18 protein-coding genes are annotated in these 16,851 nt (G+C 48.5%); 15 read left to right on the forward strand and 3 right to left on the reverse strand.

Annotated features, from left to right (window positions below):
* The first annotated feature begins 76 nt into the window (after nucleotides 1–76).
* The 4 genes from KJS65_RS25375 (at nucleotide 77) to KJS65_RS25390 (ending at nucleotide 2,791) form a co-directional block, all read left to right on the forward strand.
* Entirely contained in the window at nucleotides 77–448 is a 372-nt protein-coding gene (locus KJS65_RS25375; RefSeq protein ID WP_213652596.1) for a hypothetical protein, read from the forward strand.
* Between the two features lie 76 nt (nucleotides 449–524).
* Nucleotides 525–1,274: a 2,3-diphosphoglycerate-dependent phosphoglycerate mutase gene (gpmA, locus tag KJS65_RS25380; RefSeq protein WP_213652597.1), complete on the forward strand. Its 750-nt coding sequence runs from the start codon at nucleotides 525–527 to the stop codon at nucleotides 1,272–1,274.
* 113 nt (nucleotides 1,275–1,387) lie between these two features.
* Nucleotides 1,388–1,732: a DUF1904 family protein gene (locus KJS65_RS25385; protein ID WP_213652598.1), complete on the forward strand. Its 345-nt coding sequence runs from the start codon at nucleotides 1,388–1,390 to the stop codon at nucleotides 1,730–1,732.
* A gap of 129 nt (nucleotides 1,733–1,861) precedes the next feature.
* Nucleotides 1,862–2,791 carry a manganese-dependent inorganic pyrophosphatase gene (locus KJS65_RS25390; protein ID WP_213652599.1) on the forward strand — a complete coding sequence of 310 codons (930 nt, stop codon included), beginning with the start codon at nucleotides 1,862–1,864 and terminating at the stop codon, nucleotides 2,789–2,791.
* A gap of 161 nt (nucleotides 2,792–2,952) precedes the next feature.
* On the opposite strand, the gene KJS65_RS25395 is transcribed toward KJS65_RS25390, so the two are convergent.
* Nucleotides 2,953–3,117 (reverse strand): hypothetical protein, encoded by a 165-nt coding sequence (locus tag KJS65_RS25395; RefSeq protein WP_213652600.1) that lies wholly within the window; start codon nucleotides 3,115–3,117, stop codon nucleotides 2,953–2,955.
* 274 nt (nucleotides 3,118–3,391) lie between these two features.
* Here KJS65_RS25395 and KJS65_RS25400 point away from each other — a divergent pair, with 274 nt between their 5' ends.
* Nucleotides 3,392–4,288, forward strand: a complete 897-nt coding sequence (locus KJS65_RS25400) for a TetR/AcrR family transcriptional regulator (protein WP_213652601.1) — start codon at nucleotides 3,392–3,394, stop codon at nucleotides 4,286–4,288.
* 20 nt (nucleotides 4,289–4,308) lie between these two features.
* The gene (locus KJS65_RS25405; RefSeq protein ID WP_213652602.1) at nucleotides 4,309–5,529 is read left to right on the forward strand and encodes an MFS transporter; all 1,221 of its coding nucleotides are present in this window, start codon (nucleotides 4,309–4,311) and stop codon (nucleotides 5,527–5,529) included.
* A gap of 85 nt (nucleotides 5,530–5,614) precedes the next feature.
* Here the strand turns inward: KJS65_RS25405 and KJS65_RS25410 are convergent, their stop codons facing one another.
* Complete coding sequence (locus tag KJS65_RS25410; RefSeq protein ID WP_213652603.1) at nucleotides 5,615–6,130, reverse strand: hypothetical protein; 516 nt, start codon at nucleotides 6,128–6,130, stop codon at nucleotides 5,615–5,617.
* A 185-nt stretch (nucleotides 6,131–6,315) separates the two neighbouring features.
* On the opposite strand from KJS65_RS25410, the gene KJS65_RS25415 reads away from it, so the two are divergent.
* From KJS65_RS25415 to KJS65_RS25425, 3 genes are all read left to right on the forward strand, one after another.
* Nucleotides 6,316–6,849, forward strand: a complete 534-nt coding sequence (locus tag KJS65_RS25415) for a GNAT family N-acetyltransferase (protein ID WP_213652604.1) — start codon at nucleotides 6,316–6,318, stop codon at nucleotides 6,847–6,849.
* A 92-nt stretch (nucleotides 6,850–6,941) separates the two neighbouring features.
* Nucleotides 6,942–7,697, forward strand: a complete 756-nt coding sequence (locus KJS65_RS25420; protein ID WP_213652719.1) for a class I SAM-dependent methyltransferase — start codon at nucleotides 6,942–6,944, stop codon at nucleotides 7,695–7,697.
* 16 nt (nucleotides 7,698–7,713) lie between these two features.
* On the forward strand, nucleotides 7,714–8,697 hold the full coding sequence (locus KJS65_RS25425) for an MBL fold metallo-hydrolase (protein WP_213652605.1): 984 nt from the start codon (nucleotides 7,714–7,716) through the stop codon (nucleotides 8,695–8,697).
* A gap of 62 nt (nucleotides 8,698–8,759) precedes the next feature.
* Here the strand turns inward: KJS65_RS25425 and KJS65_RS25430 are convergent, their stop codons facing one another.
* Entirely contained in the window at nucleotides 8,760–9,326 is a 567-nt protein-coding gene (locus KJS65_RS25430; RefSeq protein ID WP_213652606.1) for a phosphatidylglycerophosphatase A family protein, read from the reverse strand.
* A 233-nt stretch (nucleotides 9,327–9,559) separates the two neighbouring features.
* On the opposite strand from KJS65_RS25430, the gene KJS65_RS25435 reads away from it, so the two are divergent.
* The 6 genes from KJS65_RS25435 to KJS65_RS25460 all read left to right on the forward strand — a co-directional run bounded on the left by KJS65_RS25435 (nucleotide 9,560) and on the right by KJS65_RS25460 (nucleotide 16,746).
* Nucleotides 9,560–10,627 (forward strand): GerMN domain-containing protein, encoded by a 1,068-nt coding sequence (locus KJS65_RS25435; RefSeq protein WP_213652607.1) that lies wholly within the window; start codon nucleotides 9,560–9,562, stop codon nucleotides 10,625–10,627.
* A gap of 134 nt (nucleotides 10,628–10,761) precedes the next feature.
* On the forward strand, nucleotides 10,762–11,520 hold the full coding sequence (gene rph, locus KJS65_RS25440) for a ribonuclease PH (protein ID WP_136608330.1): 759 nt from the start codon (nucleotides 10,762–10,764) through the stop codon (nucleotides 11,518–11,520).
* 2 nt (nucleotides 11,521–11,522) lie between these two features.
* A complete protein-coding gene (locus KJS65_RS25445) occupies nucleotides 11,523–12,158 on the forward strand; it encodes an XTP/dITP diphosphatase (protein WP_213652608.1) in 636 nt (211 codons plus the stop codon).
* 148 nt (nucleotides 12,159–12,306) lie between these two features.
* Complete coding sequence (locus KJS65_RS25450) at nucleotides 12,307–13,185, forward strand: endonuclease/exonuclease/phosphatase family protein (RefSeq protein WP_213652609.1); 879 nt, start codon at nucleotides 12,307–12,309, stop codon at nucleotides 13,183–13,185.
* Nucleotides 13,186–13,377: 192 nt separating this feature from the next.
* On the forward strand, nucleotides 13,378–14,928 hold the full coding sequence (locus tag KJS65_RS25455) for a response regulator transcription factor (RefSeq protein WP_213652610.1): 1,551 nt from the start codon (nucleotides 13,378–13,380) through the stop codon (nucleotides 14,926–14,928).
* A 15-nt stretch (nucleotides 14,929–14,943) separates the two neighbouring features.
* Nucleotides 14,944–16,746 carry a cache domain-containing sensor histidine kinase gene (locus KJS65_RS25460; RefSeq protein ID WP_213652611.1) on the forward strand — a complete coding sequence of 601 codons (1,803 nt, stop codon included), beginning with the start codon at nucleotides 14,944–14,946 and terminating at the stop codon, nucleotides 16,744–16,746.
* Nucleotides 16,747–16,851: the final 105 nt, after the last annotated feature.

Consider the following 16,851-nt stretch of genomic DNA (forward strand, 5'->3'; position numbering starts at 1 on the left):
CTGAAGGAGCAAATCTCGCTTCGCTATATGAACCGCACTTCATTTTTAATCGATTCGTAAGGAATGGTGATATCGCTTGGATAAAAAGAATAACATTTACATGTTGTTGTTTTATGGATTGTTAATCATTGTCGTGATTTATTTGCTGAATATGAATGTTCAGTCGCCAATGAAGCTGCAGACAGGAACCTACATTACCGGAGGCAGTCTGGATGTTCGGACCAGCGGAACCAATATGCAGAGCTTTCCCAATCAAATGGACGTGAAAACCGACCTGAACGGAGGGGGCGTCTATCTTGGCGGCAGCCGTTTCGCTGTCATTGACAGTAACATGAACTCTGACACTTACGGTACGATCCTGATCTACGAATACGACGAAAAGACCCAGAAGCTGAATTATCTTACCACCGATAATTATGTCGCCCGCATGCATCAAAAGACGGAATAAAGGTTAAAAAAATAAGATAGGCAAAGAATAGACCATGCAGTTTACGCCGCCATGGCAGTGAGGAGGGTTGAAATCGATGTTTAAAGTAGTGCTGGTAAGACACGGCGAAAGCATATGGAATCAGGAAAACCGTTTTACAGGCTGGACAGATGTCGATTTAACGGAAAAGGGTGTCCGAGAAGCGATTAAAGCAGGAGAACTGCTTAAAAAGGTACCGTACGAGATTGATATTGCGTTTACGTCAGTCCTGAAAAGGGCAATCAAGACGCTGAACTATATACTTGACGTCAATGATCTTCTCTGGATTCCCATTCATAAAAGCTGGAAGCTGAATGAGCGCCATTACGGAGCGCTTCAAGGGCTGAACAAGCAGGAAACAGCCGAAAAATATGGGGCTGAACAGGTTCAGCTATGGCGCAGAAGCTATGATGTACCGCCATTGCAAATTACTGCCGAGGATGACCGGTATCCGCAAAAGGACAAACGATACGGCCGGTTGACCGAGCAGGAGATTCCGCTGGGCGAAAGCCTCAAGGACACCATCGCTAGGGTTGTTCCATATTGGGAGGCGGAGATTGTACCCCAGATCAAGGCAGGCAAAAAGGTGCTGGTTGTAGCGCATGGCAACAGTCTCCGCGCACTGATGAAGGTGCTTGAGAATATCAGTAATGAAGATATTTTGGATTTGAACATTCCGACCGCCGTGCCGATACTGTATGAGCTGGACGAGAACCTTAAGCCGCTGAACCGCCATTTTCTGGGGGACGAGGAACGGGTGCAGGAAAAGATCGATGTGGTTGCCAACCCGTCAAAAATTATGGAGTAGCACATATTCATGGAGGGGTTCCTTTGCGCGAGGTGACTCCTCCTGTGTTTTTGTGGTAGGGTATATAATACCAGTACTGCTGAAACACCAACTCAGGAAAGAAGGGAACAGCTTTGCCTTTTGTCAGATTTACGGGATTTGAAAAAAACGTGGTGGAAACTGTCGCACCCGCGATTGTCGAGGATTTGGCGGCTATTGCCAACATTCCGCAGGAAATTGTAAAAATCGAGCTCTTGCATGTGGAAAAAATCACAAACAGTCCGCAGTCCGTTGAGATTTTCATGTTTCCGAGAGAGCAGGAGAAGCATGACGCCATTGCTAAAATGATAGACGGACACCTGAAGAGCCAGGGCTTCACACGAACTCATATTTTTTATATTCTGCTGCAGCCATCGCTGTACTATAAAGAAGGACTGCCCCTGAACGAGATTCCGAGAAAAACGGTCCATGAGGCCTGAGCAGATATTTGTAAATAAATCTCTGTAAAGGAATTGGAATATTAGTGAATTACCGCTATAATCGAATGTAGACCAAGACATTTCTGGAATGTCTGTACTTTATAAATGGATAAGGAGCAATGAAAACTCATGGCTAAAACTTTGATTTTCGGGCATAAAAATCCGGATACGGACACAATTACTTCAGCTATTGTATACTCCTATTTGAAAAACCAGCTCGGGTTGGAGACGGAAGCCGTCCGTCTGGGCAATGTAAACGGTGAAACTCAATACGCGCTGGATACCTTCAAGGTTGAAGCTCCCCGTCTAGTTGAGAAAGTGGCAGGCGAAGCCAGTGAAGTGATCCTCGTTGACCATAACGAGCGCCAGCAAAGCGCTGATGACATCGATCAGGTTCGCGTCACGGAGGTTATTGACCATCACCGCATCGCGAATTTTGAGACTGCCCACCCACTTTACTATCGCGCTGAGCCTGTTGGCTGCACAGCGACTATCCTGAACAAGCTGTTCAAAGAAAAGAATGTTGCCGTTCCCAAGGAAATCGCTGGATTGATGGTATCGGCAATTATCTCGGATACGCTTCTTCTCAAATCCCCAACCTGCACGGACGAGGATGTAGCTGCTGCACGCGAGCTGGCCGATATCGCCGGTGTAAGCCTGGAGACTTACGGTCTTGAAATGCTGAAGGCAGGTGCAGACGTAAGCAGCAAAACGGTAGCAGAGCTTATTTCCCTGGATGCCAAGGAATTCCAAATGGGCAGCCACAAAGTAGAAATCGCTCAAGTAAACGCGGTGGACGTAAATGATGTACTGAACCGCCAAACGGAGCTGGAAGACGCTCTGAATAACATCATCAGCCAAAAAGGTCTGGATCTGTTCGTGTTCGTCGTAACGGACATCCTGAACAACGATTCAGTAGCCTTGGCTCTTGGTAATGCTGCTTCTTCCGTAGAGACTGCATATCAGGTGAAGCTGGAAAACAACAAAGCCGTGCTCAAAGGCGTTGTTTCCCGCAAATCGCAAATTGTACCGGTTCTGACCGAAACACTGAGCAAATAATATACGATTGAATATAGAACAGGCGTTTGACTCCTTAACGGGTCAAGTGCCTGTTTGTTTTCTAAGATCTATGCCCCGTATAAACAGTGAAAAACCTGTTCATGACTGAACAGGTTGGGTTTGTAAAAGTCTGTAGTTCTGGGAGAAGGGATTTGGAACCATTATTGCTCGGGATCTTCGTCTTCCTCTGAATCTTCTTCTTCGGATTCAGCCTCAGCTTCTTCAGCTTCCTCGTCTTCCTCGTCTTCGCTTTCCTCGATGTCTTCGATTTGAGATTCTTGTGCCTCTTCTTCAGACAACTGCAGTTCGTTTTCGAAATTTTCCATGTTTAATCCCTCCAATTTATACACCTATTCATAAGTGCAATATCAATATATCACTTGTCTATGAAAACGTTTGTCATAATATGAGACCGCTATCACTTTATTTTCTTTAATATTTCGGCAAAAAACGGGTTGTCCTGCAAAGCTGTCGAATGTTCATTTTTTCTTGACGAGGAGGGTACCGTAAAGTTATAATTCGATAAAACTATATAGTTTAGTTGCAAAACCGTATAGTTTTCAGGGGTGTTGAAATTCCAAGAGGAAGTGAATAAGCGCCATGTCCAATGACCGTAAACAGGAAATTATGGATGCAGCCATCCATGTTTTCTCCCGCAAGGGCTTTAACGGTTCCACCATGCAGGATATCGCCGAGGGTTGCGGTATGTCCAAAGCAACGCTGTACCAGCACTATAAATCCAAGGATCAGCTGCTGCTGTCTATTTTCCATATGATTAATGACAGGCTTTATGTCAAACTGCAGGCCATGATGAAACAAGGGGATGTAAATTCGGCAGACAGTCTGAGGCATCAGATTGAGCTTCAGCTTCAGGACTCTCTGGCTCACCGCGATTTGATCCGGATGCTGATCACGGAAAACCCGAATTCATACACAGAGGAAGTTCTCAAGGCATCGGGTGCCTTACGTGGCAGAATGATCCGCCATTTCGAGCAGATGTTCAAAACGGTCTATGGCCCACGCATTGAACCCTTTGCAGTGGATTTGGTATTCTCCATGTTTTCACTGCTGGAGCAGTACAGTGTACTGATGGTCCTGGAAAATGTGGCGATCGGCGTGAGCGAGCTGTCCCTTTATATTTTAAAGCTGCTGGATTATATGGCGAATGGGCTGATGAAGGAAGATGGCGTAAAACCGATTCTCGGCGAGCATAACTATCCCGAATATCTGAGATCCGAAATGCCGGAGCCTGAGACGGACAGTGTGGAAGGACTCATATGCCGGATGTACCGCAGCGCGGATTTGCTGGGGAAATCCGGAAAAGAGGAGCAGGATGTCCGTGACTCGATTCTGATGCTGGATAATGAGCTGAAAAGCCAATCACCACGAAGAATTATTGTACAGGGGATGCTCCATAATTTGCTTTTGATCCAGGAACTGTCGGAGCTTGCCGGCCGATTGGCCGCACTTCCGAAGATCAAGAGCTATCTAGCTTAGAAAAGGAGAACTATCGATTCATGTCATCAAGTACAAAACCAAACAAATCTCTTATTGTATTAATGGTCAATATGTTTATAGCCATGCTGGGCATCGGACTCGTCATTCCGATTCTGCCCAAGCTGCTTGAAGATTTTAACGCAGGAGGCACAGCGGCAGGTTATCTGATTGCAGCCTCTGGCCTGACACAGTTTCTGTTTTCTCCGCTTGCAGGTGAATGGTCGGATAAGTACGGCCGCAAACGGATGATTGTTCTAGGGCTCTTGCTGTTCACGCTCTCTCAATTTTTATTTGCCATCGCAAATGTGATGTGGATGCTGTACATATCCCGCTTCCTTGGGGGCATCGGCGCAGCCATGATGGTTCCGGCGATGATGGCCTATGTAGCTGACAGCACAACGGAAGATACACGCGGTAAAGGTCTCGGCATGCTGGGGGCCGCGATGTCGCTTGGATTTGTTATCGGGCCGGGCATTGGCGGATTCCTTGCGGATTTTGGACTTCGTGCACCATTTTACATTTCAGCTCTGATTGCGGCGATTGCCACCGTCCTGTCCTTTTTTATGCTGAAAGAAACCTTGTCTGAAGAGCGCCTGCAGGCGGCAAGACAATCACAGCAAAAGCGGGAAAGCATCGTCAAGCAGCTGATCACTTCCGTTAAAGCACCTTATTTTATCTATCTGATTCTCGTGTTTACCCTGACCTTTGGCCTTGTCAATTTTGAAGCGGTGTTCAGCCTGTACGTCGACAACAAGTATGCTTACACCACCAAGGAAATTTCTATCATGATTACGGTTGGAGCGCTTGTGGGCGTTGTCATTCAAGGAGCGTTTATCAATAAGCTGCTTCATCGTTTTGGTGAGAACAAGCTGATTAATGTTTCCTTCCTGATCTCGGCTATTGCTATGGTGTTGATGCTGCTCTCGGGCAATTTCTGGTACAATTTGCTGCTGATCCTGATATTCTTCACCTTCACTTCCATTATGAGACCGGCGATCAATACGGTTTTATCCAAAATGGCTGGAAATGAGGAGCAGGGCTTTGTCATGGGGATGAACAATGCCTATATGAGTCTTGGTAATATTTTTGGCCCTGCGCTCGCAGGTATTCTATTCGATGTTCATGTGAATTTGCCTTATTCCTTCGGGGCTATCATTCTGGTACTGAGCCTGATTTTATCCGTTTCATGGGGAAAAAGGATGACCGGCCGCAGTAAGCAAAAGCTTGAGGCTGCCAGCTAGTCAAGGGTAAGTTTACAAATGGAAATACTGTCATGATGTATCCATGACAAAAACGCCCGGATTCGTTTTCCGGGCGTTTTTGATTTCATTTCCCAATGCGCTTAGATTCAATTGAACTAAAAATGGTGGAGTATGTGGTTTTGACATTCGTTTCGTTTTCCACATCGTTGTACAGGCCGAATCCCCACAGATTCGGTTCATCTGCGCCAGGAGCTTGATAGACGGCGGATGCGAACATAAGGTTAAAAGCATCTGGGACGTCATCATAGGATAACTGCTCAACTGTATATGCGGCGAGCAGTTTATCCAGCTTGATAAAGATGAAGGGGATAGCGGCCGTTTTGTAAACTTTTGTGTATTGTGGTTCAGAGGCTTTGCGGAAATAATCCTTGGTAATGAAGACGGCATCAAATTGCGATGAAAGCTTTGTCGGATTCTTTTCCAGCTCCTCCAGTGTGAGTGGCTTGAAAGTAATGTTTGATTCCCTTACGACGGGCTCATCGCCGATCACGCCTATGGTTAAGGGCCGTCCTTTATACAGGGGTCCATTCATTGTATTGCGGTTCTGGCAGCCGGTGACGACCAGAAGAAACAGAAGCAAAAGTATGCACATGCTCTTTTTTTTGATAAAGATCCCTCCGCAGGCTTGATTTCTAACATATAGAACGCTTTGCAGCATCCATTTGTTACACGGTTCCGGTGACCATTGTCCGCGACTCCGCTTGGCAAGGGACCGATCTTGCTTTAATCTGGAAGCAACAGATCCGTAAAATGGGAGGGATCGAGATGATCATGGAAACAGATCGACTTATCATTCGTGAATATCAGCAGGATGACTATGCCGGCGTGCATCGATATGCTTCGAATCCACTCGTAACGACTTATACGCTGTGGGGGCCCAATTCGCCAGAGGAGACACAGGGACATATCGAAGCGATGCTGGCAATGCAGCAACAAGAGCCGCGCACAGGATATGAGTTTGCGGTTACATTGAAACACAGCGGGGAGATGATCGGCGGCGTCGGCCTGCATAAGAACGGCTTTAACGGAGAAGTAGGCTACTGCTTCCACCCCGATTATTGGGGCCGGGGATATGCTTTCGAAAGCGCAGAAGCCATGCTCGAGCTCGGCTTCGGGCAGCTGGGGCTGCACCGGATTTATGCGACCTGTCGTCCGGAAAATACAGGCTCGGAGCGTGTGATGCAGAAGCTCGGCATGCAGAAAGAGGGCCATCTGCGCGAGCATCTCCTTTCCAATAAAGGTGGATTTGTTGATTCATACCTCTATTCCATTTTGATTCAGGATTATGAAACGAAATGAAGTTCTTTTAAACATCGATGGGCAGAATATGGTTCATGCTGTTGCATTTTACTGTAATTATAAAATGACACCATATTCGGAGGGACATCATGATCAAAGACTGGTATGAAAAAAGCTTTGGAGAAGATTATTTGCTTGTATATAAACACAGAGATGCGGCGGGGGCTATGCGGGAGGTCAAAAAAATGATTTCTTGGCTGGATCTGCCGCAGGACGCCCGGGTGCTTGATTTATGCTGCGGCACCGGCCGTCATTCGCTGGCACTGGCAGATGCGGGCTACCGCGTGAGTGGTGTGGACCTGTCAGGAGTGCTGCTGCGGGAGGCAAGGAAGCTGGACACGGAGCAGCGTGTGGAATGGCATCAAGCCGATATGCGGGAGCTTCCGCTGGATGGGGATTTTGATGCCGTGCTGAATTTGTTTACGTCCTTCGGTTATTTCCGTGAGGATGAGGAGCAGATGAAAGTACTGCGGGAAATTTACAGAATGCTAAAGCCCGGTGGCTGTTTCATCATCGATTTTATGAACTCGCCCCATGTTCGGTCCCATCTGGTGCCGGAATCCGAACGCGAAACGGATGGCCAGCGGATTACAGAAAAACGGAAGATCGAGGATAACTTTGTGAAAAAGGATATCACGATCATTCCGCAGGATGGTGATGGCGAAGAACGCCACTACCATGAACGGGTAAAGCTATATACGTTGGAGCAAATGAAACAGATGCTTGCAGCGTCAGGGCTCGTCATTGATGAGGTTCATGGAGGATACGACGAGGATGAAAGCTACCGGGAGGAATCTTCAGAACGGATGATTTTCGTGGGCCATCGCCCCCATCCGCAAGAGATGTGAAAAGAGGTTTAGTGACGTGAACATGCCGGAAATAACAGATCATTACAATGGTATCATTCAAGTGAAAATATCCATGTCCTTCCCGCTTCGCTGGGTGAACAGCTATGTTCTGCGCGGACCGGAAGGATTGACCATTATCGATCCAGGGCCCCATACGCCGGAGAATGAGGAGGAGTGGAACCAGGCTTTTCGGGAGCTTGGTATCGCCCTTAGTGATATAGAGGCTGTTGTCCTGACTCACCACCATCCGGATCATTTGGGCTGTTCAGGCTGGATTCAGCAGCAGACAGGCTGCAAGGTATGGATGTCGGAGCGATCTTTTCAGGAAACACAACGGATGTGGGGACCACAATCCACGATGAATTCGGATTTACCTGATTTGTTCCGCAGACAGGGAATGCCCGCGGATTGGACGGATCAGCTAGAAGTACATATGAACAGCTTTATGCCGCAGATCACACCGCTTCCGGAAGTATCTTTTATTCCGTCCGAACAGCTGTTCACAATGGGCGGAAGGGACTGGTTGCCGGTTCAAACTGCTGGGCATGCGCCGGGGCATCTATCCTTTTACCATGAAGAGAGCGGCGAGATTCTGTGCGGTGACGCCGTCCTTCCGCAGATTTCGCCGAACGTTAGCCTGATGCCGGGCAGTGATCCGGAGCCGCTGCAATCCTTTTTGATGGGACTGCTTAAGCTGAAGAACCTGGAGGTCAGCACCGCATATCCGGGGCACCGGAACCCTTTCCGGCATTTTGAGGAGCGGCTTGAGGCGCTGCTGCTCCATCATGAAGAGCGGCTGGTGAAGATGGAGCAGCTGCTCGCTTCCGCTCCGGCATCAGGCTTTGAGCTATGCGTCTCGCTCTTCAGCAGCAAGCTGGGTATCCACCAGATGCGGTTTGCCATGTGCGAGACCCTCGCCCATACAAGAGAGCTGGAGCGAAGAGGACGAATCGCTGCATTTCTCAATGAGGACGGCATGATTCAATACAAGATGATGTGAGCGAATATGTACGCTATAAAAAGGGACAGCTCTTATTGAGCCGTCCCTTTTAGCATTTCATTTTAATCTTCCGGTATTACAAGCTCATTGCCTTCAACCTGCTGCTCACGTTCGGCTTGTTTCCGGTGTGCAATCCGGCTGCTTGCCGCGGCCGCAATCGCGCCAACGATGTCGTCCAGGAAGGTGTGTGTTTCACCTGTGCTTTTATCATTCAAACGCTCAAGAATACCCGGCTTTAGCTTGTCTACATATCCATAGTTAGTAAATCCGATGCTGCCATACACATTGACGATCGAAAAGGCCAGAATCTCATCAACGCCATATAAGCCTTCATCATTTTCGAGCATTTCCTGCAGAGGTGAAAAAAGCTTTCCTTCCTCCGCAAGCACATCGAGCTGGATGCCGGTTAGCACCGCATTTTGCACCTCGCGTTTGCTTAGTACCTTATCCACGTTGTCCAAGCATTCTTCCATCGTCAGATCGGGATAATATTTCTTCTGAAGGAGCATGACGAGCTCCGCAATTTCCTCGAGTTTTACGCCTCTTTTATGCAGCCATTCCCGGGTCGCGCTGGCTACCTTTTGACTGTTCAAACTATACGGAATCTTTTCATGGTTCGGATCACTCATCTTATCCCCCCCTTTATCGTTATGGTAGTAAGATTGTACGTTTCTCCCCTACAGTTTGTCCAGTTTTACCCAAACTTTCTTCCATAGCAAGAAAAAAATCCGCCAAGAGAAGCATGTCTCCTGTGAAAGTACACCGCCGGAAGTTTTTTTATCGGACCAGCTGTTATTTTTTGATGAGAGGGCTCGTATACATGATAGTACAATCTGTACAAAATGATTAGGAGGAACAACATATGAAAAAAGGTAGTAAAATTCGCGGCATTTCCGCTGCCGGATTGCTGGCTGTTCCTGTATTGCTGTCCGGCTGCAGCTTGTTCGGCTCACAGTCTTCCATGGATATCGATAAGCCGCCGGCAGGAGTAGAGCAGCAAATGCTGAACATGACAGACGGAGGCTCAGCAACAACCAATAAGACCGAGCAAACTGGACCGAAGACGACCGTTTATCTGGCTAATGAAAAAGGATTGCTGGCTCCCGTTTCCTTGGGGATTCCCGAAGCAAAAGATACGGACAACATGAAGCAGGCGCTTCAGGCACTCGTGACGGGTGGAACTTATGCCAAGTATGTGCCGAAGGGGTTCTCCGGCGTGCTGCCAAAGGGAACCGAGATTAACAGTGTAACCGTGGATAAGGAGCAAAAACTGGCGGTTGTGGAATTCAACAATGCGGTGAACAAATATAACGCGCCGGATGAGCGCAAAATAGTGGAAGCTGTCACCTGGACATTAACGGGGTTCTCCGGTGTGCAGAAGGTACAGTTCATGGTCGACGGCCAAGCATTGACGGAAATGCCGGTCAAGGGCACGCCGTTGAATCAGCCGCTTAGCCGCAGCTTTGGCATCAATCTGCAAAAGGCGGACGGCGCCAGCTTGACGAACTCGACACCGGTAACGGTCTATTTTTCAACCTTATCCGAGGATGGAGTATCTTACTACGTGCCTGTAACCCGGCTGGTAAAGCCAGGACAGAATAAATTGACTGCAGCTGTGAACGAGCTTATCCATGGTCCGCAGCAGAATGATGGACTGGAGCAAGTCATGACTGACGGTACCACTTTAGACTCGGTAAAAACAGCCAAGGACGGAACCGTTACGGTTTCCTTGAAGGATGATATGTTCGAGAAGGATGAGAAGATTCCGAATGAACTCCTCCAATCCGTCGTCCTGACTATAGCCGAAAATGCCGGCAATCCAAAGGTGAAAATTGATATGAATGAGGAGACCAAGGTGATTGGCCTTGACAACCAGGATTACAGCAAGCCGGTGTCAAGACCTGAGTATATTAATGAGATTCCACTGTAAACCGCCTTTCAAGGGTGCTTTTGTGCCGACACTTTGTTAAAATGAAAGTTGCTTATATATGGAATGAACCAAAGATAAACCAATTTTCAGTTCATTCCATATCACAGGACGCGTAAATGTAGGAGGCAGAAAAGATGAGATCAAACGGACGCAGCAGCGATCAGCTCAGACCGATGAATTTGACAGTAAATGTGAACAAGTATGCGGAAGGCTCCGTGTTCATAGAAATGGGAGATACAAAAGTATTATGTACGGCAACAGTAGATGAGAAGGTTCCCCCATTTTTGAAGGGACAGGGAAAAGGCTGGGTGACGGCGGAGTATTCCATGCTTCCGCGGGCGACGCAATCCCGTAATCAGCGGGAGAGCGCGCGCGGCAAGCTCAGCGGCCGGACGATGGAAATTCAGCGGTTGATCGGAAGAGCACTGCGCTCCGTTGTTGATCTTCGTGCTTTGGGAGAGCGTACGATTACGCTGGATTGTGATGTCATCCAAGCCGATGGCGGTACGCGTACGACCTCGATTACCGGTTCCTTCGTCGCGCTTGCGATTGCTGTTAGCAAAATCGCACAGCAGCACAAGCTGCCAGTATTCCCAATCACGGACTATCTGGCCTCGGTTAGTGTAGGTGTCGTGAATGGAGAGCCTTTGTTGGACCTGAATTATGAGGAAGATTCCAGCGCCAAGGTTGATATGAATCTGGTGATGACTGGCGGCGGAGCATTTGTCGAGCTGCAGGGAACCGGTGAAGAAAGTCCATTTACCCGTGAAGAGCTGAATCAGCTTCTGGAGCTCGGGGAGAAGGGGATTTTGCAGCTGATTGAGAAACAGAAGGAATTGCTTGGACCGATTGCTCTCATGATTGGCTCCGGCCAAACGGGGAAAGGGGTTTAGGCATGATTCTGGATAGTGAACTCATCATTGTGGCCACCCGGAACCAGGGCAAGGTGAAGGAGTTTGAGCATGCGTTTGCCCAGCTTGGAAAACAGGTGAAAAGCATGTTCGATTATCCGGAGCTGCCGGATGTAGTGGAGGACGGAGTAACCTTCGCCGAAAATGCGCTGAAGAAAGCCAAGACGGTCGGAGATGCTCTGGGTCTGCCGGTTCTTGCGGATGATTCAGGGCTATGTGTAGATGAACTGGATGGCCGCCCGGGTGTATACTCGGCACGTTTTGCCGGGGAGCATGCCACGGATCAGGAGAATAACGACAAGCTGCTTCGTATGCTGGAGGACAAGAAAATGGGAGAGGATACGGATCAGCCTCTTCTCAGTCCGGCGCGCTTCGTCTGTTCCCTGGTGCTGTATGATCCAGCGACTGGCGCTTCCGTGGAAGCCAGCGGTGCGGTGGACGGATTGATTACAGATGAGCCCGCCGGCTGCGGCGGCTTCGGATATGATCCGCTTTTCTACCTGCCGCAGTATGAAAAAACGATGGCAGAGCTGTCTGTGGAAGAAAAGCAGGCGATCAGCCACCGGGGTGCAGCCCTGCGGAGTTTGATCGGCATGCTGAAGCAGCAGCCGGAAATATAATTACAAGCATCATTCAAGACCACAATGGCTCCGGTTACCGGGGCTGTTGTGGTCTTTATTTTTTTTGCTGCCAAGCCTCTGCTGTACCTTGTTTTTTGATATGATGGGGCATATTGGAGTTCAATTTTTTCAGAATGGAGTGAGAGGAATGTCAGCAGAGAAGCTGAATGTGGAACATGATCTGCGCTGCATGTCCTATAACATCAAAAACGCCTACGAGATGGAAGGCGAAAACGGCTGGACCAGCCGGAAGGAGATGGTGGCGGGCGTTATCCGTTTTCATCGTCCGGATCTGGTCGGCATGCAGGAGGTGCTTTATAACCAACTGGAGGACTTGCAATCGCTACTGCCGGAATACGGATGGGTTGGTGCAGGAAGGGATGACGGTGATAAGGAAGGAGAGTTCTCTTGCATATTTTATCGTAAGAACAGATTGAAGCCACTGCGTCAGGATACCTTCTGGCTGTCGGAGCATCCGGAGGAGCCAGGTTCAATGGGCTGGGATGCCGCCTGCAGCCGTGTGGTGACATGGGCGGAATTTCAGGATACATATACCGGGCGAACCATCCTGCATTTCAATACCCATTTTGATCATATAGGGCAGGTGGCTGTTGAAAGAAGCGCTTATCTGATTCTGGAGCGGATATCGGAACTCGCGGCAGGCATACCGGCTGTGCTGACTGGAGACTTTAACGTTACATCGGATTCCCTTCCCTACCGGGTCCTCATTCAACAGAACGAACCGGGAGCCGCCTTGCTGCGTGATGCCAGTGCGGTAGCGGATTATAAGCATTTCGGCCCCGCGTTCACCTTCCAGGGCTTTGATTCCAGGGAGGTGGCTGCACGGATGTTTCCGGCTTTTCTGGAGCAGCAGGAGAAGCATGAGATTGAATTTGAAAATCCAATTGATTTTATCTTCGTAACCGAGCAGGTTCAGGTACTAAGCTATGGTTCAATTACAGACCATTATGATGGCAAGATGCCTTCGGATCATTTTCCGGTGGTATCCGATATCCGCTTTGTGTAAGGGGAATTCTTATTTCAACAGCTCTTCGCAGCGGAAATGAAGCTAATCCAATCATTATAGAAATGGCAGACCAAGAGGCAAATGCTTGGTCTGCCATTTTTTTCACAATCAGGATATGTAAAACGCTTTCTAGACGGTTTGCAATGAAATATCCTATAATTAAGAACATGTTTTTGGGAAGGGGGAGAACACATGAGAGAATTATGCAAAGTTCTCATCGTCGATGATGAGCTTCTGGTGCGGCAGGGTATCAAGCATTTATTAAACTGGGAGCTGGATGGTTTTCGGATGGTGGGCGAAGCAGCGAACGGCAAGGAGGCACTTGCGCTGATTAAGGAGCTGCGGCCGCACATCGTGCTTACGGACATTGTGATGCCGGTCATGGACGGTGAAGAGCTGACACGGATGATTAAGCACAGCTGGCCGGAAATCGAAGTGGTCGTGCTGAGCAGCTTCAGCGAATTCGACTATGTGCGGTCCACATTCCAGAGCGGTGTATCGGATTATATACTGAAGCCCCACCTGGAGACGTCCAAGCTGCTGGAAGTGCTGCGCAAAACAGCAGCGAAAATTGCATCCCTGGAAGCACCTGCAAAAGCCGACTACCAGGTATCGATCAGCCAAGTGCTGGAGAAGTATCTTAGCGGCTACGCGACAAATGCGGACAAGCTTCTGGTCAAGGACTGGTTCCCGCTGCCAGATTTCTATTTGTTTGGGTCGGATGAGGAATATGAAATGCAGGGTGAACAATCGCTGATCGAATCTCTGAGGGCGCTGCTACAGGGGATGAAGGCTATGTCTATACCAGGCTATTCGATGACAGGATATCCGGATATGAAGCTGTATTTGCTGAATGTCAGCAGAGAGGAGCGGGATCTGGTGCCGGAAAAGCTTGAAGTTCTCCGGCCATCTGCTGAAAAGGATGGCAGCTCCATTGCCGCCCGCTGGGTGCTAAGCCGATCCTTCCAGTCATTAGAGCAAATTGGAAGCGTATACTCGGACTCACTGCTCGCCCTGCTTCGGTACAGGTTCTTCCTGCCCGCTGGAACCGCATTAACCCATTCGAAGCTGCCCGCTGCAGAAACCGCTGATGTTTTTGCCTTGCAGCCGTTTATGGAGCAAGTCCGAAGACTCCAGCTGGATGAGGCCTTTGGGGAACTGAGAGAGCATATCCGGCTTCAGTCTCTTGATTATACTTCGGATGTATACGAGTTTAAATCATTCATCGGTAATATGATATTTAACGTCATCCATCTGCTTGGCAGCATGAATTATGACATGAAGCAGCTGGATGAAGCCAAATATTCGTATTTTAAAGCGATCGATGACGCGGGCCATATCAGTGACATTCAGCGCATCGTGGACGATTTCCAGGAGCAGGTACAGCTGCATCTGCAGCCGCCCAAGGCTTCCGCGGCGGAGCATTCCAGTATGAAGCTGCTGCTGGACTACGTTGAACAGCATTACTCGGAGCCGATCACCTTAACCTCGATGGCTGGACATTTTCATTTTAATCCTTCGTATTTGTCCAGCTTTTTTGCCGGTCATCATCATGAGGGTTTCAAGGAGCATTTAAACCGGGTCCGCATTAATAAAGCCGCAGATTTGCTCCGCTACAGCGATTCACCCATTTCGGAAATCGGCAGCATGGTCGGCTATGGCGATCATAGCTATTTTTGCAAGGTATTTAAAAAAAGCCTGGGATTGTCTCCGACCCAATACCGGAGACAGCATCAGGCATAGGAGAGCGAAGAAGCCATGAAAGCATTTTTGGAACGCTTTAGATTTCACGGCCTTTTCATCAAAATGTTTGCCGTTATGTTTGTGAGCATCATCGCCATTGCGGTCTCTGTTGCCTGGACAAACCTGCGCATGACGGAGGATTTGTTCCTGAACACCTTCAGCATTACCAACTCAAAGGTGATGAACCAGGTCACAAACAATTTTGAATCATTCCATTACTCGAACGTGCTGGCGGCCATGACGGCGCAGCAGAGTGGTACGCTCAAAACCTTTTTGACTGAAAAAGGTTCGAATGAGTCGATCAAGGAAATGAATGCATATTACGGCATGACGCAGCAGATGCGGAAGGTTCAGAGCTTTGTTGACGCTTATTCCGCAGGAGTTGCCGTAATGGGCAAGAACGGACGAAACTTCTCGGGTAACTATAATTTTGTCAGGCCGACCGCGGGGGAATTATATAACAGCGCTTTAACCCATGAGGCAGAGGCTGATCCGGGAAAACTGATGTACCATCTGTACTCAGGCTCCGGCAAGGAAGGGCAGAAGCCGGGTATTGTGGCTACCAAGGTACTGCAGGAAGCAACGACAGGACAGGAATACGGCATGCTCTACATCACGATTGACGAAAATGAATTCAAACCGTTTTACAGCAGCTTTACGAGCGAAGGCAATGATGTTGTCATCATCGACAGCGCCGGAACCGTAATATCCAGCAATCATTCCGCACTGATCGGAAAGAAAAATGCAGAGCTGCTGTCTTATGCCCGTGAAATCGAAGATCAGGGACTGCATGTTAAAAAGGTGAAGATGATGGGCAAAGACGAACTGATGCTGGCCCAGTATCTTCCTTCGTACAGCTTTTACTTGGTGAATATGATCGATCAGCAGCAGGTGCTCGGGCAGATGATTAACACCAAATCCATTATCCTGCTTTGTCTGATTATCGTGCTGGTCGCGTTGGTGATTGTGTTTCTTATTTCCAGAAAAATGACACGTTCTCTTACGCTTCTTTCGCGCCAAATGTCAAAGGTGACGCGCAGAAATTTCCACAACTACGTGAATGTGTCCGGAGGATACGAGATCCGTCAGCTTGGCGAGGCGTACAATTACATGCTGGATGAGGTTAATGATTATGTCGGCCGTCTGGTTCACACCCAGCAGGAGCAGCGCAAAGCGGAGCTGGCAGCCCTGCAGCAGCAGATCAATCCGCATTTTTTGTATAATACGCTTGCATCGGTCAAGTTTCTGGTTCAGCAGGATAGCAAGGATAAGGCGGTGGATACGATCCATGCGCTCATTTCGCTTTTGCAAAATACGATCAGCAATGTCAGTGAGACGATCACGGTTGAACAGGAACTGGTCAATTTGAAGCATTATGTGTTTATTAATCATGTGCGCTATGGCAGCCGCATTCGTGTAAGCTATTTTGTTGCTCCGGATTGCAGCAGATACCATGTGCCGAAGCTGATGATTCAGCCTTTTATCGAGAATGCATTTTTTCACGCCTTCAACGAAAAGGGAGAAGGATTCATTCATGTACTGATCTCAACCGAAGCGGGCCGGCTGATTTGCGAGGTGATCGACAATGGGGACGGAATGGACATGGAGCAGCTGGAGCATGCAAAGGATCGGAAAAATAAAAGCTCGCGGCAGCTGTTCTCGGGAATCGGCGTGGTGAATGTGCATGAACGCATCCGGCTTTTGTATGGCGAAGAGTACGGAGTTACGATTACGAGTCAAAAGGGAGACGGAACGAGAGTGCGTATCAGCTTGCCGCTGGTTGAGGTGAACGACAATCGGGATGAAAATCCAATATAATTACCAGAATCCAAAGAAATGACACACGCTTTCAGAAAGCGCATTCATCATACTGATAAAATGACAAGTCTGCACAAAGGAATTTCTAACGATGCGTTTCGTCCC

This window comes from Paenibacillus sp. J23TS9 (assembly GCF_018403225.1).
In the GTDB taxonomy this organism is placed as follows: domain Bacteria; phylum Bacillota; class Bacilli; order Paenibacillales; family Paenibacillaceae; genus Paenibacillus_AQ.